Annotated in this window: 21 protein-coding genes; 11 read left to right on the top strand and 10 right to left on the bottom strand. The window is 37.3% G+C overall.

Going from position 1 to position 26,250, the window contains the following annotated elements; all coding sequences use genetic code 11:
- Positions 1–2,078 (bottom strand): CARDB domain-containing protein (locus ULVI_RS00575; RefSeq protein WP_068588299.1); only part of this gene is annotated, 2,078 nt, incomplete at its 3' end.
- 205 nt (positions 2,079–2,283) lie between these two features.
- A complete protein-coding gene (locus ULVI_RS00570; protein WP_068588296.1) occupies positions 2,284–3,111 on the bottom strand; it encodes an alpha/beta hydrolase in 828 nt (275 codons plus the stop codon).
- 272 nt (positions 3,112–3,383) lie between these two features.
- Between ULVI_RS00570 and ULVI_RS00565 the strand changes: the two genes are divergently transcribed.
- Positions 3,384–4,619: a peptidoglycan-binding domain-containing protein gene (locus tag ULVI_RS00565; protein ID WP_068588294.1), complete on the top strand. Its 1,236-nt coding sequence runs from the start codon at positions 3,384–3,386 to the stop codon at positions 4,617–4,619.
- 137 nt (positions 4,620–4,756) lie between these two features.
- Positions 4,757–5,701: a hypothetical protein gene (locus tag ULVI_RS00560; RefSeq protein WP_068588291.1), complete on the top strand. Its 945-nt coding sequence runs from the start codon at positions 4,757–4,759 to the stop codon at positions 5,699–5,701.
- Positions 5,702–5,766: 65 nt separating this feature from the next.
- On the opposite strand, the gene ULVI_RS00555 is transcribed toward ULVI_RS00560, so the two are convergent.
- From ULVI_RS00555 to ULVI_RS00545, 3 genes are read right to left on the bottom strand one after another with little or no spacing between them, the layout of a single operon-like run.
- A complete protein-coding gene (locus tag ULVI_RS00555; RefSeq protein WP_068588286.1) occupies positions 5,767–8,286 on the bottom strand; it encodes a TonB-dependent receptor in 2,520 nt (839 codons plus the stop codon).
- Entirely contained in the window at positions 8,276–9,190 is a 915-nt protein-coding gene (locus tag ULVI_RS00550; RefSeq protein ID WP_068588283.1) for a FecR family protein, read from the bottom strand. The genes ULVI_RS00555 and ULVI_RS00550 overlap by 11 nt, the downstream gene beginning before the upstream one ends.
- Before the next feature lie 47 nt (positions 9,191–9,237).
- Positions 9,238–9,762 carry an RNA polymerase sigma factor gene (locus ULVI_RS00545; protein WP_068588280.1) on the bottom strand — a complete coding sequence of 175 codons (525 nt, stop codon included), beginning with the start codon at positions 9,760–9,762 and terminating at the stop codon, positions 9,238–9,240.
- A gap of 128 nt (positions 9,763–9,890) precedes the next feature.
- Between ULVI_RS00545 and ULVI_RS15485 the strand changes: the two genes are divergently transcribed.
- Positions 9,891–11,681, top strand: a complete 1,791-nt coding sequence (locus ULVI_RS15485) for a hypothetical protein (protein WP_068588278.1) — start codon at positions 9,891–9,893, stop codon at positions 11,679–11,681.
- Between the two features lie 18 nt (positions 11,682–11,699).
- A complete protein-coding gene (locus tag ULVI_RS00535; RefSeq protein WP_068588275.1) occupies positions 11,700–12,188 on the top strand; it encodes a hypothetical protein in 489 nt (162 codons plus the stop codon).
- Positions 12,189–12,643: 455 nt separating this feature from the next.
- Here the strand turns inward: ULVI_RS00535 and ULVI_RS15365 are convergent, their stop codons facing one another.
- Genes ULVI_RS15365 through ULVI_RS15240 form a run of 3 tightly spaced genes read right to left on the bottom strand, consistent with a single transcriptional unit; the run spans position 12,644 to position 13,400 of the window.
- Entirely contained in the window at positions 12,644–12,784 is a 141-nt protein-coding gene (locus tag ULVI_RS15365) for a hypothetical protein (protein WP_157632533.1), read from the bottom strand.
- Positions 12,785–12,844: 60 nt separating this feature from the next.
- The gene (locus ULVI_RS00530) at positions 12,845–13,054 is read right to left on the bottom strand and encodes a hypothetical protein (protein ID WP_068588271.1); all 210 of its coding nucleotides are present in this window, start codon (positions 13,052–13,054) and stop codon (positions 12,845–12,847) included.
- 19 nt (positions 13,055–13,073) lie between these two features.
- Positions 13,074–13,400, bottom strand: a complete 327-nt coding sequence (locus ULVI_RS15240; protein ID WP_082830743.1) for a four-helix bundle copper-binding protein — start codon at positions 13,398–13,400, stop codon at positions 13,074–13,076.
- Positions 13,401–13,594: 194 nt separating this feature from the next.
- Between ULVI_RS15240 and ULVI_RS00525 the strand changes: the two genes are divergently transcribed.
- Together ULVI_RS00525 and ULVI_RS00520 are read left to right on the top strand one after the other, a co-directional pair.
- Positions 13,595–14,128: a DUF421 domain-containing protein gene (locus tag ULVI_RS00525; protein WP_068588268.1), complete on the top strand. Its 534-nt coding sequence runs from the start codon at positions 13,595–13,597 to the stop codon at positions 14,126–14,128.
- A 10-nt stretch (positions 14,129–14,138) separates the two neighbouring features.
- On the top strand, positions 14,139–15,869 hold the full coding sequence (locus tag ULVI_RS00520; RefSeq protein WP_068588264.1) for an FAD/NAD(P)-binding protein: 1,731 nt from the start codon (positions 14,139–14,141) through the stop codon (positions 15,867–15,869).
- Positions 15,870–16,059: 190 nt separating this feature from the next.
- On the opposite strand, the gene ULVI_RS00515 is transcribed toward ULVI_RS00520, so the two are convergent.
- Positions 16,060–16,401: a hypothetical protein gene (locus tag ULVI_RS00515; RefSeq protein WP_068588262.1), complete on the bottom strand. Its 342-nt coding sequence runs from the start codon at positions 16,399–16,401 to the stop codon at positions 16,060–16,062.
- 79 nt (positions 16,402–16,480) lie between these two features.
- Positions 16,481–16,756 (bottom strand): hypothetical protein, encoded by a 276-nt coding sequence (locus ULVI_RS00510; RefSeq protein WP_068588259.1) that lies wholly within the window; start codon positions 16,754–16,756, stop codon positions 16,481–16,483.
- 265 nt (positions 16,757–17,021) lie between these two features.
- Here ULVI_RS00510 and hsdR point away from each other — a divergent pair, with 265 nt between their 5' ends.
- From hsdR to ULVI_RS00485, 5 genes are all read left to right on the top strand, one after another.
- Positions 17,022–20,243 carry a type I restriction-modification system endonuclease gene (gene hsdR / locus ULVI_RS00505; protein ID WP_068588256.1) on the top strand — a complete coding sequence of 1,074 codons (3,222 nt, stop codon included), beginning with the start codon at positions 17,022–17,024 and terminating at the stop codon, positions 20,241–20,243.
- A 121-nt stretch (positions 20,244–20,364) separates the two neighbouring features.
- On the top strand, positions 20,365–21,825 hold the full coding sequence (locus ULVI_RS00500; protein WP_068588252.1) for a class I SAM-dependent DNA methyltransferase: 1,461 nt from the start codon (positions 20,365–20,367) through the stop codon (positions 21,823–21,825).
- Positions 21,825–23,237, top strand: coding sequence for a restriction endonuclease subunit S (locus ULVI_RS00495; protein WP_068588249.1), 1,413 nt, complete (start codon positions 21,825–21,827; stop codon positions 23,235–23,237). Before ULVI_RS00500 ends, ULVI_RS00495 begins: the two co-directional genes overlap by 1 nt.
- On the top strand, positions 23,234–25,099 hold the full coding sequence (locus ULVI_RS00490) for a hypothetical protein (protein ID WP_068588247.1): 1,866 nt from the start codon (positions 23,234–23,236) through the stop codon (positions 25,097–25,099). Before ULVI_RS00495 ends, ULVI_RS00490 begins: the two co-directional genes overlap by 4 nt.
- Positions 25,086–26,249 carry a hypothetical protein gene (locus ULVI_RS00485; RefSeq protein WP_068588244.1) on the top strand — a complete coding sequence of 388 codons (1,164 nt, stop codon included), beginning with the start codon at positions 25,086–25,088 and terminating at the stop codon, positions 26,247–26,249. The genes ULVI_RS00490 and ULVI_RS00485 overlap by 14 nt, the downstream gene beginning before the upstream one ends.
- Position 26,250 lies beyond the last annotated feature (1 nt).

Below are 26,250 nucleotides of genomic sequence, written 5' to 3'. Positions count from 1 at the left end.
GCAACTGGAATATCCGTAAAAGGAACTTGTCCCAATACCAACGAAAAACTCCCGACCGTAACACAGCCCGCAGAATTAATAGCTCGAACCCAAATTAGAACACCACCACCGCTAGGATACGCCGTATCGTTCATAATGGGAGCATTCCCAGAAGTAGCATCCGCCTCACTAGTGTGATAGGTAAGGTCGAGCCCAACTTGAGTGTTGAGAATCTCAGCATCTTTGCTTCGTAAATCATAAACCTCAACACCATCTTGATCGGTATCGCATACCAAATAAGAATCGATAGGATCTGTGATCATAGGAGCCATGTCCACGCGAAGGTCTAGTTCTACTATATCAAAACAACCATACGTTGTCTCCTCTAAACGAGCATAAATAGTTTGAATATCTGGCTCTGTATTTTCAAAAGTCGTAGGATTGGTAATTGGAAAATTACCCGATTGTGCTGTAGCTTCTGTTCGAAAATAGGTCACAGTAGTATTGGGTTGACCATTTTGAATCTGCGCATCACGGATCGTAAGATCGAATTCGGTAAAACCATCGTTAGGAATGGTGTCGCATGCAATTAACAAGTCGGGAGTGCCAGGTACTGGTAAAGGTTGAAAAGTGACTTCAATTTCATCAGAAACAAAACAAATTCCTTTAAAAGCTTCAAGAAGATAGCGTCCTGTAGCAGTTACTTCATAGGTAGCATTGGTTTCATTGGGAATAGCTTCGAACTGCATTGTAATGTTATTATAAACCGACCATTGATACGTAAAATCGGGGTCGTTTAATGCAGCGTCTAATATAACGGTGTCAACCACACAGGGATTAAGATCTGGGCCAAGATTTAAACCTTGTAAATTAAGATCTACAGGTAGATCAAATTCATTATTGTCTTCTACAATCTCATCTACTGTGCTCATTCCGGTACCATCATCATCCACTACAGCACGAAGCGTAAATACTGGAGGTGTTCCCGCAGGAATGTTTAGAGTGATGGTGTTACTTTCAGAGGCACCTATAGCGATTTCTGTAAGAGTTTGAGATTGACCAATTAAAATATTATCTCTGTAAAAAGCGATAGGAGTATTTATTTCCAGTGGGGCGGTACTATTAAAATTTGAAACCGTGTACTCTACGTCGATCGTATTATTCGCACAGAGTACCCCAAGGTTATCTATTACAATGGTTGCATCGGGTAATTCAGAATTAACAATAGTTATTACGTTATTAATCATTACAAAATCCTGTCCTGAAGTAAGGTCGATCGTAATAGTAGTATCTCCTGGTGCAACTACATTTTCGACTGGATAGAAATCGAGATCCATATTGTACATTTGGTTGGAGCCTGTAAAACTATTGGTGCCATTAAAGGCATTATTGGCAGGGTTTAGCGGGGGATCGCTCATCGTGGTTCCATTAATTTGAAGTGTTTCATTAATGGCGATGGCCGCATCTCCTTCCCATGCTAAAAATCCGATCTTGGCAAGGTCGTTACTGGCAATACTTAAATTGTCTAATATAATTTGCAGATTATTATTATTCGCTGAAACACTATCGAGTCCATCAAACAGACTTATCTGATTTAAGTTAAGAGTAGGATCTTCGTAAATAATAATAATAGCCCAACCTGCAAAGTCGAGCCCGCCAGAACAATAATCTAACGGTTGATTATCAAGTCCTAGATCCAGATCGGAGAAGGTATAGGTGCCTTCTCCAATATTATTTACGAGATTTGTAATATTAGCATAGGCAGCAAAAAAGTCAAAGTTTCCGCCGTTATTTAATAAGTTATGACTAAAAGTACGTTGGGCAGCAACAAGGTTTCCGTTAAGTGTTACATTAAAATCCCCTAATCCAGATCCAGCCCAATATAAATGTGCCGAAACAAACGTCTGGCCAGGTTGTAATTGAAATTCGGCACTACTCGAATCAACGAAATTACATCCATTGGGATTCTCGCCAGTATTCATGGTATTTCCCAATGCCGTATAATCGTACCGACCATTAAATTGCTCAAATAACTCAACTTGTTGTGACCAAATCAGTGTGGGAAGAAGGAAAAAAAAACAGTGTAAAAATTTCTTCATGATGGCGATAGCTATGGAAGGTTATAATCTTTTCTTTAACTCATATAGGAATAAGTTTTACGAATGTATCTAAATCATTGATTAATTGCCAATAAATTCGTTATCTGGTTATATTTCTACGCTTGTTTACTAACTTTTTCTAAACATATTAAATAATCCACAGTTGTAGTAAGAACTACATTATTTGTATTTTACGCAATGCCAACTATTGCGCTTCCATAAAATTGATAATTTCTTTATATCTTTTATTCCAAGGAAAAATAAACTGTGTCATCATGGGAACATGTTTTTTTGTAAGGGTAGTAAATGAAATATTAGGTTGAAAATTCTCAATAGTCTTTAAAAATCGAGCGTTAGATTCTATAATAGACGTGTACGATTTACTCCCAACATAAATTTTGAAAGGCGGGGTTGCTTCTGAAAGAAAATAAATAGGGGAAGCTTCTTTCCACACAGCAGGATCTTTTGTCCAAGTTGATATGTAATTATGTTCTGTTGTGGGTGGATTCTTCTGAAGGTACCCATACATATCCAATCCAGCGGCATCATTCAAGATGACCCCCGCAATAGTATTATTTGTCTTTAAATATTTAGGATGTGTAGCTACTAAAGCCACCAAATGTCCACCAGCGCTATGTCCTGAAACATAGATTTGTTTAGGATCTCCTTTATAGTGCGAAATATTAGCTTCGGTCCATCGAACCACTTCAGCGATCTGAGTCGCCATTTCGTCATAATTAGCTTTCGGACTCAACGTATAATCGGGAATTACGGTAACGACTCCTTTTTTTGCAAAATTCCTTCCGAAGAAACCATAGGTATCTTTGTTGCCACTATTCCAGTATCCTCCATGAACAAAAATTAATACAGGTAAATTGTCGTCTTGAGTGGCTTTCGGTGAAAAGACATTTAAAGTTTCCGAATTGATACCACGTTCATTTTGATAATCGATATTAGACGTCTTTTTAACAGCACATCCATTGAGTAAAACGAACAATAATCCTGCGTATACAGGAAAAAAAAATGATTTCATAAGTGTTTTTTTAAAAGGGATTTTGATTAAATAAGGTAGCGGTTTTTTTAGCGTTTCGAACCTATTTTTTAATAATGATTCTATAATTACATAAATAATTATATTCTAATCGATGTAACTATTTGATTTTCTGTAACTTTAATGTTTGTTTTTATGTTTCTTATTTTAACAGAAAATAATTTTTTACATGTTCAGAATTATAAGAACACACCCTCCTCAAAAAAATCCCCGACTCCTCTATTACTCGGTTATTAATCTTTAAATATACTAGTATGAGCGCTTTGTTTTTGGGTAGTTGCGATGCAGATAAATATCCTGCAGATCGTAAAAAGTATTTAGCTCCGTTTCATCGAGACGGTTTGTTAGTGGGAAAAGTTTCATTTCGAGACGATGATCGAACAGCTTGGCGTTCGTTTCGGAAAGAAAGTGCTTCAGAAGTAACAGAATTGCAAAAATTTCTTCATCAAGCCGGTTTTATGCCTCGCGGAGTGGTCGATGGAGTTTTCGATTATGTAACACAAGCGGCAGTGCGACTGTTTCAAGAATATGTGAGAACGGTCGATCCTAATGGGGATTCCTCCATGTTACCTGATGGTATTGTAGGGAGAGGAACCAATGCGCACATTTCTCGATGGAAACAAAATGGGACAGTTAGCGATTGGGGAAAAGCTTCTGTCGAGACAGCTTCCGAAGAATATACTAATTGGATCCATTTACTTCAGAAGGCAAAAGCGCATTACAGCGAAAACCCTGGTTCTATTATGAAACAGGTAAATAAAATCATAAATACCCATGCTACACGCAAGGCAACCGACTGGGATTTTGGATCCGACAAAATTCATCTTATTGGCATACGTAGAAAACAAAGTACCACGCAACACGATCGAATAAATGATGATCTTTTTGTACTACTTATACAGGGGATGGTTTTTAAATTCTGGGGTTCTACCGATCCAAGCGTTCGGATGGCACAGCGGGCTGACGAAGCTTTTTTAGTGGAAGGGCAACACAAATATCGGTTCGGATGGCATAAGATTTGGAAAGAATCTAAAGTGTACCGAGCGTTAAAACCTTACGACCCGGTTGGGGTGCTGGTGTTACGGGACCGAAAAAATGACAATGCACTAACCGATGCCGATGTTGATACCCGAAAAGGAAATCCCGTAGAAATAAATAACAGTATTAATATTCATTGGTCGGGCATTGGAGGATTAAATCATTCGGCGGGCTGTCAAGTAATTGCAGGAAAAAGTTATATTAATAATCATAATGTCGCAATCGATTGCACAAAATTTGCTTCTTCTGGGTATTCGGAGTTAAACAGTTCGAATAAAAAAACAAAAGGAGCATATAATGTTTTGGCAGATCTTATAGTGTGTTACTCAAAACCAGAAGTAGATTATGTTTATTATACATTAGGTCGTGAAGAGTCATTGGATTTAGATACGAACGTTGGCTCGGGGTATGCAGCAGAGGCGCTTCAGAAAATGAATCCTTCAAGTGTGTGAAAAATTATATTAGAACCCATTTAATTCTTCAGAATGATAGCGTAATGCATTGTGTTTTCTCTAGCGTTCTGCTTATATTTAGCGACTATAGATTGAAGATCGACGAAACGAAACTTCAATTATGATACTTATATATTATGAATTTAAAGCTGGGAATTTTTCTTGTAGGATTGGTTTGCTTCGGAAGTTGTAATGAGATCGATCCAAAAGGAGATAAAGACGTAAAAGAATTTGTGCTGAATTGGAATTCGAAACACACGTCACTAAAGGCATTCGACTTAAAACACGAGTACTTAGATGAAGCGATTTACTACGGAATCGAACTAACCAAAGAGAAAATTCAACAAGACAAAGTTGCTTTGTTCGAACGCTTTCCCGACCTCAAGCAAACCATTCCCGAAAGCTCTATTTCGATAGAGAAGGAGGGAGGAAATTTTTTAGTGTTGTTTACCCGAACTATTTCTTACAATGAAACCGAGGGCAACTACCCATCGTTTTTATCGGTGATCTATAAAAATGGGAATTTTAAAATTGTTCGAGAAGGCTTAAAATTAGAAGACAGTACTGTAAACCCTAATCCGTTGCTTTTTCCTTCAAAGGCGACGTTGAAAGAAACCTACGCTAAACTTCCCAAGCTCTACGGCGATTTTAATGGCGATGCACTCTCAGATTATGCTGTTGTTGTATTACCGCAACCAAACAATAATGAGTTAAAAGCTAACACAACGCCTTGCGAAACCGGTTGCGAAAGCCGCATTATTTTTAGCGCTACCACATTAAGTCCCATTGTTATAAAAAACACTTTTCAAGGTGTTTTAGAAAATGTAAGAGATTTAAATGGCGATGGTGCCGATGAGATTGCATTTATGAGTGAAACTTCAAAAACTAAAACGCTGTATGTATACAATGCCACCACCGGAACCTTACTCACCGACCCCATTTTTATAAATACCGAAGTGCATCGAAATTTAAAACTTATAGATATTTTAAAAAAGGCGGGACCTAAGAAAATACGCATCACCGAAAGCATCCAAGAAAACGATGTTTGGACCTTAAAAAGTAGGGTAGTGGAAGTAGAATAAATTTTTCTAAATATTACTGAAGAAAACTAAATAAGTAATATGCCACTACTGAAGCAATGGTCTTGTTAATAGGTAAACCGAAGCACCGTATTAAAGGTTCTTTCTAGCGCGTTTTTATTAAATTGTGCAATGGTATTTGCTTCGCTCACTCTAAAATATTGTTCGATACTATTTGCTGTATCCAGTAGGTTCCATACCGAGGCTCCTACTTCAATTTTATGCGATGCGTTGGTTGTAAACGTATACAAGGCAGAGAGATCGACCCTAAAATAATCATCGATCCGGTCTGAGTTAGCCGATTGAAATTGGATTTCATCTTCTACAATATTTTCATCTTGCAGCGGCAGCGTAGTAGGTTTACCCGTATGATAATTAAATCCGCCAGAAATGGTAAGTGCCTCGTTCGAATAGGTAGAGCCGTAGGTAATCACGTGTGTTAGATCGAAGTTACTTGGGAACGTGATTTCCGGTAACGCTTCAAAAGTGTACTGGTTCTCCATGATCGAATACCCGATCCAGTGCGTAAATAGGTTGGTTTTTTTCCGAAGTAATAGATCTCCGCCATACACTTCGTAACTTCCTTGGGTCTTGGTAAATTCGTATTTTGTTTGAAACGACTGACTCTGAGAGGTGATGCCGTTCACTGTCTTAAAATACCCATCCACATCGATCAACCATCCTTTTTTCTGAAAACTAATACCTCCCGATACATGCTTACTTTCTAAAACTGGAATGTTCACATTGTCTGCCATTTGCCAACGCCGTTTTTCGATTCCTAAAAAATCATTCTGAAAATTAATCACTTGAGATGTAGTTTGGTGTTTAAATTCTCCCAGAATACTGAAGGTAAAATACTTTTGAAAAACGTGTCGGAACTGCAATCTAGGCTCAGCAATAAACTTTTGAAACTCGTTAATATAATTCAATCTACCCCCCACGCCTAGATTTGTATTGCCCGAATTAGAGACAAGATCGAGCTGTGCATACAGTCCGTGTTCACGAAGTACCTCCGAGTCGCGACTTAGAAACCGAGGCGTATCAATATCGTTTAAATTTACAATTTCAGTTTCGGTAAAGGTATAGCCAGAAGAAAGTGTGAAACGGTTGTTTAAGTAGTACGAAGTTTCGAGTTTAGCTCCAGTTTCAGACACCGTATTTTCCTGAAGAAAACGCTGGTCTTCTAATACATTTACGTTTACTGCTTGTAATTTATAATCGGTTTCATATACCGAAACTTCAGAAGTAAATAACTCGTTCCAAAATCGTTTGTAACTAATTCTACCAGCACTATTATTTTGGGTTAATGTACTTTGTCTTTCGGAGTTGGTCGCGTTTGATACTGTGCTTTCAAAAAAAGAAAGATCATTGTCGCCGGTAACAAAGTTTACTTGTAACAGCTCTGTATCGCTTATTTCGTAGAGCCATCGAAACGAAAGGTCGTAAAACCCAAATGTTTTATCGCTGTTCTCAACACCAGAGACATTATCTTCTACTTCTGTGTCTTGAGAGATGCGGGTAAAATACGAACGATACGCAGGGGTAGTAAACCATTCGTTGATCGATTTTCTAGCGGCTACCTGTAGGGATGAAGCCTTTCCTAAAGGAATGTCTGAAAATACATCAACACTCAGAAAATTAATACCTGCCGAAATTGTAAAATCTTTAGTAATGGTACGGTCGGTCTGCATAGAAATAGTACCTGAAACTCCGTCGGTATATTTTGAATGACTTCCATTTTTAATGAGTTCTGCTTTTTGAGTTATCTGTGGATTAAAGTTAGATATGAGTCCGAAGAAATGGCCCGATTGATACATTTTAATCCCGTCCCAAAGAATTAAGTTCTGATCGTGTGAGCCGCCCCGAATAGAAAGGTTCGACACGGTTTCGTCGATGCTAAAGATTCCCGGAAGTGCCTGTACAGTCTGCAAAACATCTTTTTCAATAAGTCCGGGAAGTAATCCGAATTTTTCAAAAGTTACGGCAACGCTTCCTCGTGAAGTTTTAGAGATTCCGTCAACCAAATAAGCAGACAAGGTTACCGAATCTAAGGTTTCGTTTAGTGGCGTAAGGAAAAACTTAGGGCAGGTCCTTTCCGAAGCAAAAGAGATTGTAACTACTTTTTTTTCAAACCCTAAATGTCTAAAGAGTAGCTGCGCATTAGTTTTGGGAAGAGAAATTTCAAAATATCCGTCGGCGTCGCTAGTGGTTCCTGTAGCACCCACTTGAATAGTAGCTCCCTGAATTCTTACATTTGTCGCTTCACTCAATACATACCCGCAAAAAATTTGTGTTTCTGCAATTTTTATGGTGTACAAACTGGCTGTTAGCTGTTCTATTTTAAGACCGAAAGCTGTTTCAAGATTCAATACTATTTGACGCAAGGGGAGGTTCTCATTAGGAAGGTCCCCATCTATTTCTTCTAAGCTATTTACAGCGTAGTTAAATTGTATGTTGTGTTTTTGCTCAAGGGTTTTTAGGAAAGAAATAAGGGTGACATCTTCCTTCGAATGCTGCGCAAAAGAAGTTAGACAACAAACAAATAAAACGAAAAATGCCCCTAGTTTACAGGTATTATTAATCCCCATGGATGTATACTTTTGTCTGGTCTTTATTAATTTCAAAAGTTAAGTTCATGGGGTCTGTGAGGGCACGTAGGGCAGTGCGTAGGTCTGTGTGGGTAAAGCTTCCGGTAAAGTATTCGTTCCCTTTGTTGCTCTGGTCTATAATTTTAATAGGATATTGTGTTTCCAGCTCTTCAAAAACTAATCGGATTGGGACATTTGTAAAACTACTCATGAATTTAGTCCAATCGGGTTTGCGTTGTGAAATTTCTAAAACTTCAGCGTGTTCATTTAACAAGCGATACGAGGTTCCAGCGGGTACTTCAGCGTCTTTGTTCTGTGCGGTAACTTTTACAAGACCTATGTAGCAAGTTACTTCAAAAAAATTAGCTCTTTGACGCACATTAAATTGAGTGCCCAATACGGTTACTGACCCATAGGGTGTTTGTACCGTGAAGGTTTTGCCTTTCGCCACTTTAAACCACGCCTCCCCTTGAAGGGAAACAGCACGTTCTTGCTCCCAATCTGATTTCGAATATACTAATTTCGAGTCGGCATTGAGAATTACACGAGACGCATCGGGTAATGAAAAGGTTTCCTGCTGGCCAATTGCAGTAGCAACGGTAGTTGTTTGGTTCTGATTAAAAAGAAAATATAACGCTGCACCCAACACAAAAATGGCGGCGATGCGTAAAGCGATTGTTTTCCAGTTAAGTTTTTTTACAGGGACTTTAGCAGTAGTGTTGTTTGGTTCTCTTGGATCGAAAATTTCGAAATCATCACGAGACTCAAATTGGGAAGCTTTAAAACGTTTGGCTTCTTCGGTGATTTTCTTTGCAATGGGATAATCGGGACTTTGTTCGAAGCTTTTTTGTTCTGCTTCCGAAAGGGTTCCGTTAAGCCATTTTTTGTGTAATTTTTCATTCATACATTCGGTCTGTAAATAGTAAACAAGTAACGTTGCAAAATTCCTGATTACTTTAAGTTAAAATTTTCAAGTTCTTCTTTTAACTGTTTATAAGCGCTGTAAATACGGTACTCTACCACTTTTCTAGTAACGCCCAATAAGGCTGCTATTTCTTTATGCTTTTTACCTTCTGCTTTGTTTAAAAGAAAGGCGACACGTTGTTCTTCATTAAGTCGTCCTAATGCCGTTTGGTACCGTTTTAGAAACTCTTCCTGCTCTAGTAAAAATTCGGGGGATTCGTTAGAATATTCTTTTTGTTGTATCTTTTGATAGGCAAGTACTACCTTTCTGTGTTTAATTTTATTTAAAGTGTGGTTGTTTGCAAGTGTAAACAAATACGATCGAACTTTTTCAATGGGAACTTTCGAGCAATTTTTCCACAATGTGATAAAAATATCTTGAAGCGTATCTTTAGGATGGTATTCGCTTCCATATTTATAGGTAAGAAAATCTAATAAGGATTGTCCGTGTTGTTCGTACACCTTTCTGTAATTTTCTTCCTGGCAAATACTTTCTTGAGAGGTTTTTTTCATTTGTTAAGACTCTGTCACAAATGTATTTATAAAAAAAACAATTTTTTTTCAGGAATTTTGTAAAGTCGTTTGTTCTATTACTGAAAACCGCCAAATAAAGGCTTTTAATTAACTATAAAAATACAAATATGAAAAATTTTCTAAAAGGGATCCTCATGCTTCTTGTATGTGTGTTGGTTTTTAGCTCTTGTCGAACCGAAGACGACGAAGTAATTAATCCGCCAGAAGACGAATCCATAACCGCCGACTCTACGATCGCGAACCTTCTTCGGAATATAGCAACGCGAGATGGCTCGATAGATAATATTATAGACAACGCGAATTGCTTTACTATTGAACTTCCCGTAACAGTAATTGCCAATGGAACTGAAATAGTAGTTTCTACTACAGACGATTACGCTGTTATTGAATCAATTTTTGATGCTTCTGATGATGATACCGATACCCTCGAAATTATTTTTCCAGTCACCGTGATCTTTTCAGATTATACTACGCAAGTCGTGAATTCGTATCCAGAATTATTGGCCCTTATTGCGAATTGCTCTGGAGAGAATGAGAGCGATGATGATATCGAATGTATCGACATTCAGTATCCTATCACAGTTTCAGTATTCGATGCCAATAACGAACTTATAGAAACCATAATAATTACCAGTGATGAAGAATTATATGGGTTTATACAAAACCTTCCTAATTACGAAGCGGTTACTATCGAATTCCCGATTACCGTCATACTTTCAGATGGAAATGTCGTGGAGGTAAACACCATTGACGAACTGGTCGCTATAATTCAAGATTCGAGTGACGATTGCGATGAAGACGATGATAACGACTATGACGATGACGATTGTAATAACTGTTCTACAGATCAATTAAGTGATGTACTAACCAATTGTCCTTCATGGTTTATCGACAAATTAGAACGTAACGATGAAGACCTAGAAGACAACTTTACTGGATATAATTTTGTTTTTGAAACAGATGGATCTCTTACAGTTACTAATAACGGAACCACTTTTTCGGGAACCTATGAGAGCTCTGGGGAAGCAAATAACATTACGGTAGTGATTAATGTACCCAACCTTCCTGAAGTTAACGATACTTGGAACCTGCACGAAATCGAAATTAATAATGAAACCAAAGTTGACTTACGATTAGGAGATGACCGATTGCGTTTTGAATGCGGTACCGGAGGAAACAATGATGATGATTGTAATACCTGCACTACAGAAATGCTTACCGACATCTTAACTAATTGTCCGTTATTTTTTATAGATAAGTTAGAGCGCAACGATGAAGATTTGGAAGATAGCTATACATCGTACGATTTCAGCTTCAGTACCGACGGATCGATCGCAGTAACAAGCAGTGATGGTAATTTCTCTGGAACATGGAATGCTTCAGGAACAGGAAGTAACATTACAGTCGTGATTAATGTTGTTGGACTTCCCGATGTAAACGATTCATGGAATTTACACGAATTGGAAACAAGTAACCCTTCCGAAGTAAAAGTAGACCTACGATTGGGAGATGATCGCCTTCGTTTTGAAAGTGATTGTGATTCTACGGGTGGCGGAAACGACGATGTGACCACTGCTCTTACAGCTCCAGGAAGCGTTTGGATCGTGGGAAGTTATTCTGAAGATAACGACGATCAAACTTCAGATTATACTGGATATGAGTTTGTCTTTACGTTAGATGGTGTTGTAAATGTACAAGGGGCAGAAACTTCTACAGGAATTTGGAGTTCATTAAACAGCGGAAACGATCTGTTATTAGATTTCGGTCCCGAAGCACCTTTAGAAGAATTAAACGATGACGACTGGGATGTACTTTCGGTAACTGCCAATGAAATACAATTGCGAGACATAAGCGGTGGAAATGGCGGCACCGATCTATTAACGTTTACAAAACTTTAAACCTAAAAACTAGATACGATGAAAAAAGAATTTTTTATACGCACCCTATTCGCCCTTTTTGTAAGTCTAATCTCTGTAGGATGTTCTAGTGATGACAACGGAAATTCTCAATCGAACGACCAACAAGCAGCCGATCTTACCAACAATGCTAATGAAGGTACCTGGCGTGTCTCCAACTATACCGATTCGGGGAACAATGAAACGTCCGATTTTACAGGATATGTTTTTACCTTCGGAGATTCGGGAGTTCTAACCGCAACCAACGGAACAGAAACCCTTACTGGAACCTGGTCTGTAGATTCCAGCAGCAGTAGCGACGATGACGATGGTAGCAGTAGTGATGATGATATCGACTTCAACATTTTTTTCCCTGTTAATGACGACCATGATTTCGAAGACCTGAATGATGATTGGGATGTACAATCGTATTCAGATTCCGAAATTAGATTAAGAGATGTTAGTGGTGGTGATGGCAGTGTAGACCTACTTACGTTTACTAAAATTTAGCTTTTTGTCCCGAAAATTACCCGCGCATTGTGAAGTTTGCGATCGGGTTGTTGCTTCCGGAATTTAGTTGATTTGCCTAAAAAAAAGGTATTCCGGAAGCATTTTATACGTTTCGTGCCCTTCGAAACAAAAGAAACCCTGTAACTTAAAATAGCTACAGGGTTTTAATATGTATAAATCTTCTTATGAAGTAAAGCGATATTAAATACGTTCTTTAATTTCAATTAGTACTCCAAGTACAAGACATAATATAATGGTCCAAATTACAATTCCACCAACGCCCATAATTTTTATTTTTTAGGTTAGGTTTCAAAGATAGTAAATCTGTTGTTTTTGAAAACGATTTTTTAAAATATTACCTTCAAGCCTCTTAGATAATTATGTAAAAAATCTGCTCTTAACCACGAATTTTATAGGTAGTTAAAAACAGATTTCATAAGAAAATTCAGAATAAATTATTCTTCCTCTTCTTTTGCCTTGGATATATTTTTTCCGTCAGTTTGTGATTTCGGATTCAAATTGTCATCTTTTGCAATTCCTTTCGCGTGTGGAATAGGATGTTTTCCTTGAGTTTCCTCGTAATTTGGATTTTTCATAGTAATTTTTTTATGTTAGTTATAAGCAGAGTTGCTTATAAAATAGTATTTAAATTAAATTTAGTCCTCTTTTTTATAAGGAGAATCTTTCTTATTACCAGTTTCACCATATCCTGCCGGATCGTTAGATTCTGGTACTTTTTTAGGATTTTCCTTTGAAGGTTTTTCTGGAGTATCTGGTTTCGAATTTGGTTCTCCTTGATAATCCTGATTTTCGATATCCTGCTCGTTCTTTTTATCTTTGTCGAGCATGGGTGTTTTTTTAGCCATAATGTTTAGTTTTTTAAGGTTAGGCAGCTAGATATTGTTTACACGCTTTGGCACAATCGCGACATGCTTTAGCACATTCTTTACAATGCTCATGTTCGTGTTTTTCACATATTTCAGCGCAATCTTCGCATACGCTAATACAGTATTCTACGAGTCCGTCAACATTTGTGTACGATGTGTGTAAAATTTGCGATAAACTGCTACACACTTCTGCACACACACGATCGGTTCTAATGCAATCGACCAACATTTTTATAGTGTCTTCATCTAAACAGGCATCCGCACAATGATTGCACGCATTAATACAACTTCCCAAAGTGCTTATTAATTGGTTTCTCTTTTCCATAATCAATTTCAATCATTTTTTTGTTCCCTTAAATTTAAGAAGAAACAAAGCCGATAAAAAGAGTGCTAACATAATTTAACAGCATTGTGTTAAACGCTCCCTAAAAAATTAAGGTCTGGATAAAGTATTCAATTACAATTCTCTTAACAGCATGGGGGCGATAGATTCTCTATTTTTATAGAAACAAAAAAACCATGACGATTTCAACAATATTATTATTAGTGGGCAGCGTGCTCGCCATATTTTCGATCACGATCATCTTAACGCGGATCTTCGGATTGCGAACCTTCGCAAAAATGTCGAGTTTCGATTTTGCTTCGACCATTGCTGTGGGTAGCGTATTGGCTTCGATCGTACTTAATAAAGACCAAAGTATTTTAAAAGGTGCCATTATTCTCGCCGCGATTATCGGATTTCAAACCTTATTTTCTATGGTGGTGCGTAAGGCTCCTTGGTTTCAGAAACTAGCGACCAACAAACCACAATTGTTAATGATAGATGGAGAAATTTTATATGAAAATCTAAAAAAGTGCAATGTGGATAAAGACGATCTCATTGCAAAATTACGCGAAGCCAATGTACACAGTTTTTCGGAAGTTCGTGCTGTGGTGTTCGAATCTACTGGAGATATATCGGTGCTTCACAACAACAATAATAGTACCCTCGACACCGAATTGTTGCAAGGCGTTGCAGAAGTTCCACAAAAATTGACCCCTCCTTTATCCTAAAAACCAATTTTTGAAACCATTACAAACACAACATATTGCAATCGTGGGGTGTGGCCCAAGAGGACTGGCAAGCCTTGAGTTTTTAATGAAACACGTGGCATTGCACACAAAGAAGCCCATTATTTCCATTCATATGTTCGATTCGGAACCCTATCCCGGGGCTGGAAATGTATGGCATCCCGAACAAGCAGCTACCAATCGGTTAAACAGTTCAGACCGTTCGCTTCAGAAAATGGAGGGGCGTTCGTCAATTACCTTTTCTACTTTCGAGATTCCCGCATTTCCTTCCTTCATCGAATGGATGCAAACAAATCATCAACATACCTTAGATGATGAACTGGATGCATTTTTACCACGCAAATTAATGGGATCGTACCTACACCTGCGCTATCAATCGATCGCCAATGTACTTATACAACACAATCTACTTACCGTAATTACTTCCGAAGTAAAAGACCTTCAGTATCGTGCCCCACATTTTATGATCACCGATTCCGATGGAAACGAGTATAGCTGTGAAGAATGTCTGTTAACGGTAGGGCATCAACCCGTGTTCGATTCCGAAGAAATTAAAACATGGAAATGGCACGATGAAGTTTCCGAAGCAACTTTTATTGCACATCCCTACTACAACGAAATTCAGAAACAAATAGACAAAGAAGACAGGGTGGGCATTCGCGGTTTTGGTCTCGCCATGATCGATGTGGTGCGCATGCTTACGGTGGGAAGAGGCGGTTTTTTTTCTGAAACCAATGATCCTTTGGTTCTTACCTATACGCCTTCAGAAGCTTCCGTATCTAAGATAGTAGCATTCTCGCTAGACGGACTCCCGTTAGTGCCGAAACCAGTTGGATATCATGTAGATCGCTATTTTATTCCTTCGGAAGCACAACAAGGTATTTTTGAAAAAGACCTTGAGAACTTACTTAAAAAGGTGAATGAAAATGAGGTGGTGGATGTGCTACTGAAAATCGTTAGTAACATAGCTGCCGAACACTATCTGAAGCATCCCACCGTGCATGCAACAACACCTTTAGAAATAATTGAAACTTCCTGTGTCGCCTGGCTGAAAGACCCAACCACAAGCCATGAGCTCATTCTAACGACCCACATGCCTCCGGTGGCGTATATGAAAGCGGTAGCAAGCATGGCATTGGGCAATCGTGCCATCACGCTCGATTATTGCATCGGAAATGTCTGGCGGCATCTGCAACCTATTTTGTATCGGGTACTATCGCACAGCACATTGTCTCCCTCGATCATGGAAACGCTTATTGATATCGACGAAAATACCAAGCGGTACTCGTTTGGTCCGCCCGTTGCTAGCACGCTCGAACTTATTGCCCTTGCAGAAGCTGGCATACTCGATCTTCGGTTTGTAAACGATCCTAAAATTACCTGTGAACCTTCTGGTTGGAAACTGGTAGCGAACGAAGAAGAAACTAGGATAAATTGTATGGTGAATTCGGTCTTAGCGCCACCCCAATTAAAGAAGAATTGCAGCGACCTCCTCGTGGGGTTACAAAACGACGGAATTCTACAATCCGTCACTCCTAAACTCGGCGCAAAGACGTACAAAGACGGAACGGTACGAACCAAAGCAGTTTCAGAGTCCCTCCGACTGAGTGTATTAGGCCGCAACAGTCTGGGAAGTGTGATAGGTGTCGATTCCATTCGCGAATGTTTCGGCGAGCGGGTAGAAGCATGGGCAAAAGGAGCGGCAGAGCGATTGTATGGGTAACGACTATGTATGAAGGTTGAACACCCCTCCAACTCCCCTCAAGGGGAGGGATTTCTTTGTTGTTTTTTTTACTCCCTTCCTTTGAAGGAAGGGCTGGGGAAGGATGTTTTTCTTCGAGGGGTTTGTGTGTTCTTTCCGAGAACACCCCTCCAGCTCCCGGCAAGGGGAGGGCTTTTTTAATTGGTTTTTTTTACTCCCTTCCTTTGGTGGAAGGGTTGGGGAGGGATGTTTTTCTTTGATGTGGTTTGTATGTTCTTTCCGAGAACACCCCTCCAGCTCCCCTCAAGGGGAGGGTTTTTTTGTTGGATTTTTTTACTCCCTTCCTTTGGTGGAAGGATTGGGGAAGGATGTTTTTCTTTGATGAGGTTTGTGTGTTTTTTTGTGAAACACCCCTCCGGCTCCCCTCAAGGGGAGGGATTTCTTTGTTGGATTTTTTACTCCCTTCCTTTGGTGGAAGGGTTGGGGAGGGATGTTTTTTCTTCGATGTGGTTTGTGTGCTTTTTCGTGAAAACACCCCTCTAGCTCCCCTCAAGGGGAGGATTTTTCTTTGATGTTATAGGAAGCTCCCTTCCTTTGAAGGAAGGGCTGGGGTAGGATGTTCTTGCAAACTTTTACCCTGCACCTTCTTCTATTTTAATTAATTTTTTGCCTTCCAGATAGACCTTCGTTTGATAAGACATACTCCATCGATTGCCCACGGCTCGGTAATTGATTCTTCGTTTGTTGAATTGCGCCCGAATTGCGGAGAGGTAGGCTTGTTTCCCTGTGCCCCAACCGTGATTGTTTACTTGACTGTTAAATGCCGCTACAATTTCTTCGTCCGATACTTTATCGAACTTTTCCATATATTCTTCGTAGATCTCTGCAACCGATTTGTAATTTTTCATAAAAGTAGTTTAGATTCCCATAAAAAATATAAAACAAGAAGTTCATAGCCAAATAACACACTAAATAGCTTCTCAAAACACCCTTTTATTTCTAAAAGAAAACTCTATATTTACATCAACTCCCTCATTGTACCCTGCAAATTATATGGGTATAGCTTGTTTTTAAACCTTGGTGTTTAAAAACCAATTAATTAAGAATTCTGTAAGTTTCCACCACGGGGATTTGTAGGGTTCTTTTATATTTACAGGAATTAACGAAAACTATATGCCATCAAGCTTCCACTTTCTGAAATACGATTATCCTGAATTGTTTACAATTTGTGAAATTTCAGAGGAATTAATCCATATAGACCCTACTTCCACAATTGCCAAAGCACGATTATTTTCCGAGAAACTTACTATACTCTTATGGGATTTTGAAGAGATGGGTGATTTTCAAGGGACGCAAGTAGATCGCATTAATAAACTTTATTATAGTAATATCCTTCCCGATATTGTAAAAGGAATTCTGCATACTATTCGTAAATCCGGTAATAAAGCATCTCATTTAGGTATTGGATCAAAAAACGAAGCTCATTTCATTCTGAAAAAATGTTTTCAGCTCGGGAAATGGTTTTATGAAACCTATAATAATGATTTTGTTGAAATAACTAGTTATAGTCTTCCGCAGCAAAAACAAGGGAATATAGAGGCACTATCAGAACAATTAGAATTGCTCTCCAAACAGGTTGTTAATTATAAAGCAAAAATTGCAGCATTAAATGAATCGAAGCAAACTACTGAAGCTAGAAAACAACGAGGAGAGCGCGTTGCTAAAAACTTAGACTTAAGCGAAAAAGATACCCGACTCGTTTTAATAGATCCACAATTACGGAATGCTGGATGGGAGGTAGATACATTAGTTCTTAACTATAAAACTCATAAAACACTACCTGAAAAAGGACGAAATATGGCTATTTCTGAATGGCCATGTAGCGGTAAATGGGCGGACTACGCACTATTTATTGGAACTACCTTATACGCCCTAGTAGAAGCAAAAAAATATGCCAGTGATATTTCGACTGATTTAAGGCAGTCTAAAATTTATGCAGAGAAATTAGAGCCGAAAGAAGAGATTTCGTTTTTAGGAGAATGGCATGGATACAAAGCACCCTTCTTGTTTTCTACAAATGGACGCGATTACCTTGAACAGATTAGAACCAAAAGTGGAGTTTGGTTTTTAGATGTTAGAAACAACCGAAATCAGGCAAAACCTTTACGCGGTTGGTTTTCAGCTGAAGGGCTAGCTACATTATATAAAAAGAATATTTCCGAAGAAAATGAAACGTTGCAACAAAGTGACTATGAATATTTACAGGATAAAAACGGATTAGGTCTTAGAGACTACCAAGTAGAAGCCATTAAAGCAATTGAAGATAAAATTATTCAAAAACCCAAAGAGAATAAAGCGCTTTTGGTAATGGCAACAGGTACCGGGAAAACACGGACCGTGATCGGACTGTCTTATAGATTGATAAAGGCAAACCGCTTTAAACGCATTCTGTTTCTTACAGATCGTCGATTACTTGCAAAACAGGCTTTGGGCAATTACGAAGACAATAAAGTTGAGGGAATTAATACATTTTCTGAAATCTATCAAATAGAGAGTTTTAAAACTCAAATACCCGACAGCGAAACACGCATTCATTTTGCAACCGTACAGAGTATGGTACATCGCTTATTTTATGGAGAGAATACAGAACTTCCTATTGATACTTACGACTGTATTATTATAGACGAAGCACATCGCGGTTATAATCTTGATAAAGAACTGGACGAGGAAGATCTTAGTTTTAAAGATCAGAACGATTATGTAAGTCAGTATAAGCGCGTAATTGAATATTTCGATGCTTACATTGTGGGGCTTACTGCAACACCCGCTTTACATACTACAGAAATATTTGGTAATCCTGTTTTTAGTTATTCATATCGTCAGGCAGTGTTGGATGGATTTTTAGCCGATCACGAGCCGCCGGTACGTATTAAAACCCGATTAAGCGAAGAAGGGATTCTTTGGAAAAAAGGTGAACGCCCAAAAGTGTTTAACCCTGAAACTAATACCATCGAGGAACTGGCCGCTTTAGAAGATGATTTATTAATTGAGATCGAGCAATTTAATAAACTTGTTATTACTGAAAGTTTTAATAGAGAAGTCCTGAGAGAACTTGTAAACCATATTGATCCGGAAGGTGATGAAAAAACACTCATCTTTGCTGTACGGGATTCACACGCAGATACTATTGTAATGATCTTGAAAGAGGAGTTTGCCGCCAAATATGGTGATATACCTCAAGGCACCATTGAAAAAATAACAGGGAAAGCATACGATCCGGAATTATTGACCAAACGTTTTAAGAACGAAAAATTTCCTAGTATTGCGGTTACCGTCGATTTATTGACCACAGGTATCGATGTACCTGCTATATGTAATTTAGTATTTCTTCGTAGAGTGAGTTCGCGTATTTTATACGAACAAATGATAGGAAGGGCGACCCGAAAATGTGATGACATCGGAAAGGAATACTTTACCATTTATGATGCCGTTCGCGTACACGAAGCCCTCAATGATTATACACAAATGAAACCGGTTAATAATCCGGCAACAACGTTTACTCAATTAGTTGAAGAGTTAGACAGCATCGATACAGAAGAACGCACCAAATCTCAGATAGAACAAATTATCGCTAAGATACAACGTAAACGGAGGCGTATTGAAGAAGATTCATTTGAAGAATTTCAATACTTCGCGGATGGATTAGAACCTCAGGAACTTATCGATAAAATGAAAACTTCTCAAACGGCAGAAGTTGTAGCAATTATTAAAAAGCACAAAAGGCTATGGGCGTATTTAGATACGAAAGTTTACAGGCCCAAACACCAATTAGTATCAGACCATACCGATGAAGTGCTCGGCATTGAGCGTGATTACGGGAACGCAAATAAGCCGGAAGATTATATCGATAATTTCAAAAAGTTTATCGCTGAAAACCAAAATAAAATTGTCGCACTTAAAGCTGTCGTGACAAGCCCGAGTAGTTTAGATCGTGCATCCCTAAAAGAATTAAAACTCTTGTTAGATCAAGAAGGTTTCAATGCCCGCACCTTAAATACCGCCTGGAAGAATGCGAAAAACGAAGATATTGCGGCCGATATAATCAGTTTTATAAGGACTCTTGCGTTGGACGTGGCATTAGTGCCACATGAAGAACGAATCAACAATGCGTTCGAAAAAGTAAAGAAATTAAGAAATTGGAATAAAGTACAAGAAAAATGGCTTACTCGTTTTCAGGCACAGTTATTAGCTGAAACCGTCTTGACCAAAGAAGATCTCGATAAAGATCCTTTTAAAGAGGGTGGAGGGTATAAACGTCTCAATAAAATTTTTGATGACGATGTAGATGCTATTTTAAAAGTGCTGAATACGCATTTATATTCCGAAGGAGCATAAAGCTCTTCGACTGCGCTAAGTGTGCAAGTAGATTGTCAGGCTGAGCACAGTCGAAGCCCAAAACTGGGATAAAATATTAAATAACATCTAAAAAAGATACCCGCTTACGCGGGCAAAAAATATGAGCGCAGACGAAATTGCTAATAAACTATGGAACCTTTGTAACGTATTACGGGACGATGGAGTAACATATCACCAATACTTAAACGAACTTACTTTTATCCTCTTCTTAAAGCTAAGCGAGGTAAAAGGATTTGAAGAGCACGTTCCTGAAAATTACAGATGGCGTGGTTTTGTAGATGAAAAAGACAATACGGAAGCCTTTAATCGTTACCGTACTTTTTTAGCAGAAATATCAAATAAAACTACTAGTGCTAGTATAAAAGAAATTTATGCCAATGCGAGCACAAGTTTACGCAAACCTGTGAATTTTAATACACTGGTGCAAGCGATAGATCTATTGGATTGGTACGAGGAAGATGATCGCGATACGATGGGCGATATTTATGAAAGCCTTTTAGAAAAAAATGCAGGAGAGAAAAAGAGTGGTGCAGGGCAATATTTTACACCTCGTCCACTAATCAATGTGATGGTGCAATTAATGGCGCCAAAATTAGGCGAACGATGGAACGACCCTGCAGCAGGTACTTTTGGTTTTATGATTGCGGCAGATGAATATTTAAAAAACAAAACCGATCACTATTTTGAGCTCAATGATAAAGAACGCACTTTTCAGAAAGAAAAAGCCTTTAGCGGCGTTGAGTTGGTTACCGATGCACATCGCCTGGCCTTAATGAACGCACGTCTGCATGGCATGGAAAGCGATATTATTCTGGGAGATACCTTGACAGAAATGGGCAAGAATATAAAAAACCTAGATGGCGTACTGGCAAACCCACCTTTTGGGACTAAAAAAGGAGGGGAGCGACCTACAAGAGATGATTTTACTTTTCCTACCAGTAACAAACAACTTAATTTTTTACAACACATTTATAGAAGTTTAAAGAAAGATGGTAAAGCGCGTGCCGCTGTAGTACTGCCAGATAATGTGCTTTTTGAAGATGGCGACGGACAAAAAATACGCCGTGACTTAATGGATAAATGTAACCTGCATACTATTTTAAGATTGCCTACAGGTATTTTTTATGCCGCAGGTGTAAAGACTAACGTACTCTTTTTTACGAGAGAAAAGACCGAAGTAGAAAACACAAAAGGGGTTTGGTTTTATGATATGCGAACCAATACGCCTAACTACGGAAAACGTACCCCATTTACCGCCAATGCATTTACAGATTTTGTAAAAGCCTACACAGGTGGGATTGGTATAGACAAAGTGGACAAAAAATACCACGGAGAAATAGAAGACACCAAACGTAAAAAAGTAAAAGACGAACGCTGGCAGTTTATCACCAGAGAAACCATTACAAAAAAGAACGACTCGTTAGATTTAGGATTAATTGCAGACGATAGTATAAGCGATGCCGCAGATCTAGGGGAACCCATTGATATTGCAAAAGAAGCAATGACCGAATTACAAACCATCACGAAGCAGTTGCAGGCGATGATAAAAGAGTTAGGGTAATGGGAGAAGATACATTACCAAAGGGGTGGGTTGAAACGGAACTTGAAAATTTAACTTCTATCAAAAGTGGAGGAACACCATCTAGAAGTAATAAATCATATTGGCAAGGAAGTATCCCGTGGATAAAAATTTCCGATATTAAAAGTTTATATGTTGATGAAGCTACTGAGTTTATTACAGAGGAAGGTTTAAATAATTCTGCTGCCAGAATATTTCCAAAAGGAACGATATTATTCACAATTTTTGCTACAATTGGTAGAATTGGGATTTTAAATATTGAAGCAACTACAAACCAGGCAATCGCTGGATTAAGCCCAACTACTCTGATAAATAAGATGTATTTGATTTATTCTCTGCAAAAATTAGCAGATGAAATAATGGGTCACGGAAAAGGTGTGGCTCAAAAGAATATAAACCAAACCATTTTAAAAGCAACAAAAATACCTCTTCCTCCCCGCTCAGAGCAAGACCGTATTGTAGCAAAAGTAGATGCTTTGATAGCTCAGGTTACTGTGATGCAGGAAAGTCTGAAGCGCATCCCGCATTTATTAAAAGATTTTAGTCAGCAGGTGTTGACGCAGGCTGTTACTGGGAAGTTGACGGAGGAGTGGCGTGAGGGGAAGGAGTTAGGAGAATGGAATTATGAAGTAGCTACACAATGCTGCAAGAAAGTTCAGAGTGGAGGTACTCCAAGAGGTGGAAATTTCTCAAACAAGGGGATACCTTTTTTTAAAGTATACAACATAGTAAATCAAAAAATTTCATTCGATTACAAACCACAATTTGTTACAGAGGAAATTCAAAATTCGCAATGTAAAAAATCAATATGTTTTTCTGGAGATGTACTTATGAACATTGTAGGACCACCATTAAATAAGGTGGCTATAATTCCGAAAAGGTTTAAAGAGTGTAATATAAATCAAGCTATAACAGTTTTTCGTCCAAAAGATTATTTAAGCAATAAGTTTCTTTACTACTTTTTGCGAGAAGGAAGTCCTGTAAATATGCTTGTTAATGAGACGCGCGGTGTAGTTGGGCAAGTCAATATTTCACTGACTCAATGTAGAGAGTTCGTAATACCTATTCCTTCAGAAGTCGAACAACAAGAAATTGTTCGCCAAGTAGAAAGCCTGTTTTCTAAGGCAGATGCTATTGAGCAGCAATACCTATCGCTCAAACAAAAAATAGACACCTTGCCGCAAGCTATATTGCACAAAGCCTTTAAAGGGGAGCTTGTGGAGCAGTTAGCTAGTGATGGGGATGCTAGGGAGTTGTTGAGTGAGATTGAGATGTTGAAATCGAAATCGAAAACCAAGAAGAAACCTAAAACAAAGTCTAAGAAATATGCTGCTGGTGGTGATGTTGTTTTGGGGCGAGTTGCTGATGGGGATTTAAGTTATAAGAAGAGATGAGAATAGCAGCAATTTATATCTACCCTAATAGTAAACCACATCTTTTTGGTGACGATCATTTAGGTATTACAATTAATCTTGGTGGGAAATATTTTTATGATGTTTCTACGATACTAGGAAATGAGATCATAACTGAAAAAAAAATCAACAAAAATTTTATTAAAGACTTTTGGGGGATTAATATAGAATTAGTCTCGGCAATTGTAGGTGCTAATGGTACAGGAAAAACAACTATACTCAATTTAATAAAAGAGAGTTGTCAATTAATTATTGAAGAAGATACCAAGGAGCCTTATATTATGTGGACAAGTGCTGGAGGACTTTTCTTTTACTATAGTCCTTATTTGGGTGCAAACAACGAGGATGGTGATGTTTCTAATGTTCACAATTTATCAAAATTATCTCAATTTAAGAAAGACACAAGATGGGTAAGAGATGAGTTTAATGTTTTATGGGAATATCATAATTCTGAACGTTTAAAGAGAATTATATCTTTTCTTAAAAAAGAAAAATACGTTGAAATACTTAATGAAATGAATATAACTTCTTTCACTAAGATTAAACTAAGATTTTTAATAATCAACAAAGACAACTCAAATACTTCAAGAAATTTTCGTCCATTTTTTGATAGATTCAGTAAATTAATAAATACAGAAAGAGAGACAAAAGAACAGGAGGTATTGGAATCCTTGAAATTAGACACAAAAAATAAAATTAATGAAAGTGATGAGTATAATGATTTCAGTAAGAATTTAAGATTAAAACTATACATTCTTGATAGTGTTATTCATAAAATACATTCTATTTTAGAAAGAACAGGGAACGACTACTTGGAGGAAGGTTTCATAAAGAATAACATTAGTGAGGATGATCCAGAATTTCTTCAAATCACCTCTACTAAAGAAGCATTATTTTGGTTTTTAGATAATGCCTATATAGAAAAAGGAGAAAATAAATATTACCTTCCAAAGAAAGAAATCAAGAGTTTTACTCAACTTCTATTGGATATGGTTGATGAGGATAATCATATTAACTATACCAATGAATTAACAGTAGATTTTAATAATGTAATATCGATAATTGATTCATATCAGAGACTTTTGTTATCTTTTAGAGATGTTTTTACATATGATGAAACATTATTTTTAACTTTTCAACCAGACATTACTTTAAGCTCTGGAGAGATGTCTTTTTATGAGTTGTTTTCTTCACTAGATGACGCAAATAATATTATAGAAAATAGACTAGACGCAGGACACTATGATGAAATTAGCGAATATCCTGTACATCAAAATTATTTTATTTTAATTGATGAGGGAGATCTTGGGTTTCATCCTACTTGGAAAAAATCATATATAAATTCCTTAATTTCAGTGATTCCTGAAATATTTCAAAATAAGACTGTACAAATTATTCTTACAACTCATGACCCATTGACACTTTCAGATATTCCGAGTCACAATTCTGTTTACTTAGATAAAGATGACTTAGGAAAAACAATATTATATCACAAGAATGACAACTCATCATTTGGCGCAAATATTCATGACTTATTATCTGACAATTTCTTTCTGAAGGGAGGGCATATAGGTGATTTTGCAAAACAAAAAATTAACACGGTTATTACTTTATTAAATAGTTTAATTGGAAAAAAGAAGAAGTTTGACAAAGTAGATATATTAAATAAAGAGAAGGAGATTTTGTTTATTACAATCAACATGGTTGGCGATACTATCGTTAGAAAGAAACTATTGGAAATGTATTTTGAAGTTTTTTCGGATACTCAAGCATTAAATAATGAAATAAATAATCTTGAAAAACAAATTTTACTTTTAAAAAAGAAAAGAGATGATATCACTTAGAGAATGCTGTGGTAATATTGAAGAAATAGAAAAAGAGCACACATCTTTTATAATCTTACAAATTGAGCCAATTGTTGATTTTTACATAGAATTATTTCAATTAATTGAAGTATTTACTCTAAAAACAAAAAACAATAAAATTATAGAATCTGTAAAGCATATTGGTTATTTAAGTGCTGGGAAAAAGAAATCGTTATTGCAACCACTTTTTAAAAAGAAAGATTTCATCAAAACTATCTCAGATTATAAGAATGTAAAGTTTGACAATAAGTTAACATTTGAAAGAAGAATGATTCCCGGGATTTTAAATTCGTTGAATATTTTAAAAGAAGATCTTAAAGATATTTTAGCAATGAAAGTTTATGATGACTCTTATTATAAAGTTAGATTAAAAAAAATATATTTTATTCTTTTGGACGATATTTCATTTCTATTTACTAAAATATTTAATTATAAATGGTTCATAAGTCAAGGACCTGATACTCCTTGGAATGCCTATAAATTGACTTCTAGATTGGGAATAAATATATGTCCGTATTGCAACAGACAGTATACTTTTACCGTGAGTTCTTCAAATAGTCATACCACTCGCCCTGAGTTAGATCACTTTTTGCATAAAGGAGAGAATCCTCTTTTTGCTTTGTCGTTTTATAATTTAATACCTTCTTGTACTGTATGTAATAGGGATTTGAAGGGCAGTATTCCTTTTGAGGCGAATACACATTTTAGTCCTTACGACGAGAATCCAAAGCACGGTTTTTTAAATTATAACTATAAGCCTTTAACTTATGATGGCTCTGTAGGTCTAACTGATGAAATTATTATTGAATTGGAAATTAATGATCCTTCTAAAACTATATTAACAAAAAAGCTCCAATCTAATATTGATGTTTTTAAATATGAAGACATAGCGATTCATCATCGTGATGTTGCTCAAGAAATTATAAGAAAACGTTATTTTTCTGAAGACAACTATATTCAAATTTTGCAAGATACTTTTCCAGAAGCTAACTTGTCTTTAGAAGAAGCATACAGATATGCTTATGGAAACTTTTATGCTGAAAAAGACTTTGCTAAAAGACCTTTAGCTAAGTTGACAAAAGATATTGCAATAAATGTTGGTTCTGTACATCAATATAATACGGAATAAA

This window comes from Cochleicola gelatinilyticus (genome assembly GCF_001637325.1).
Taxonomy (GTDB): domain Bacteria; phylum Bacteroidota; class Bacteroidia; order Flavobacteriales; family Flavobacteriaceae; genus Cochleicola; species Cochleicola gelatinilyticus.
Note: the sequence above shows the minus strand (reverse complement) of the source record. Positions and strands in the feature narration are given on the sequence as shown.

Coding starts and splice junctions, on each gene's coding strand:
- ULVI_RS00570 (WP_068588296.1), bottom strand. CDS start 3,111: ATGAAATCATTTTTTTTTCCTGTATACGCAGGATTATTGTTCGTTTTA.
- ULVI_RS00565 (WP_068588294.1), top strand. CDS start 3,384: ATGAGCGCTTTGTTTTTGGGTAGTTGCGATGCAGATAAATATCCTGCA.
- ULVI_RS00560 (WP_068588291.1), top strand. CDS start 4,757: ATGAATTTAAAGCTGGGAATTTTTCTTGTAGGATTGGTTTGCTTCGGA.
- ULVI_RS00555 (WP_068588286.1), bottom strand. CDS start 8,286: ATGGGGATTAATAATACCTGTAAACTAGGGGCATTTTTCGTTTTATTT.
- ULVI_RS00550 (WP_068588283.1), bottom strand. CDS start 9,190: ATGAATGAAAAATTACACAAAAAATGGCTTAACGGAACCCTTTCGGAA.
- ULVI_RS00545 (WP_068588280.1), bottom strand. CDS start 9,762: ATGAAAAAAACCTCTCAAGAAAGTATTTGCCAGGAAGAAAATTACAGA.
- ULVI_RS15485 (WP_068588278.1), top strand. CDS start 9,891: ATGAAAAATTTTCTAAAAGGGATCCTCATGCTTCTTGTATGTGTGTTG.
- ULVI_RS00535 (WP_068588275.1), top strand. CDS start 11,700: ATGAAAAAAGAATTTTTTATACGCACCCTATTCGCCCTTTTTGTAAGT.
- ULVI_RS15365 (WP_157632533.1), bottom strand. CDS start 12,784: ATGAAAAATCCAAATTACGAGGAAACTCAAGGAAAACATCCTATTCCA.
- ULVI_RS00530 (WP_068588271.1), bottom strand. CDS start 13,054: ATGGCTAAAAAAACACCCATGCTCGACAAAGATAAAAAGAACGAGCAG.
- ULVI_RS15240 (WP_082830743.1), bottom strand. CDS start 13,400: ATGGAAAAGAGAAACCAATTAATAAGCACTTTGGGAAGTTGTATTAAT.
- ULVI_RS00525 (WP_068588268.1), top strand. CDS start 13,595: ATGACGATTTCAACAATATTATTATTAGTGGGCAGCGTGCTCGCCATA.
- ULVI_RS00510 (WP_068588259.1), bottom strand. CDS start 16,756: ATGAAAAATTACAAATCGGTTGCAGAGATCTACGAAGAATATATGGAA.
- hsdR (WP_068588256.1), top strand. CDS start 17,022: ATGCCATCAAGCTTCCACTTTCTGAAATACGATTATCCTGAATTGTTT.
- ULVI_RS00500 (WP_068588252.1), top strand. CDS start 20,365: ATGAGCGCAGACGAAATTGCTAATAAACTATGGAACCTTTGTAACGTA.
- ULVI_RS00495 (WP_068588249.1), top strand. CDS start 21,825: ATGGGAGAAGATACATTACCAAAGGGGTGGGTTGAAACGGAACTTGAA.
- ULVI_RS00490 (WP_068588247.1), top strand. CDS start 23,234: ATGAGAATAGCAGCAATTTATATCTACCCTAATAGTAAACCACATCTT.
- ULVI_RS00485 (WP_068588244.1), top strand. CDS start 25,086: ATGATATCACTTAGAGAATGCTGTGGTAATATTGAAGAAATAGAAAAA.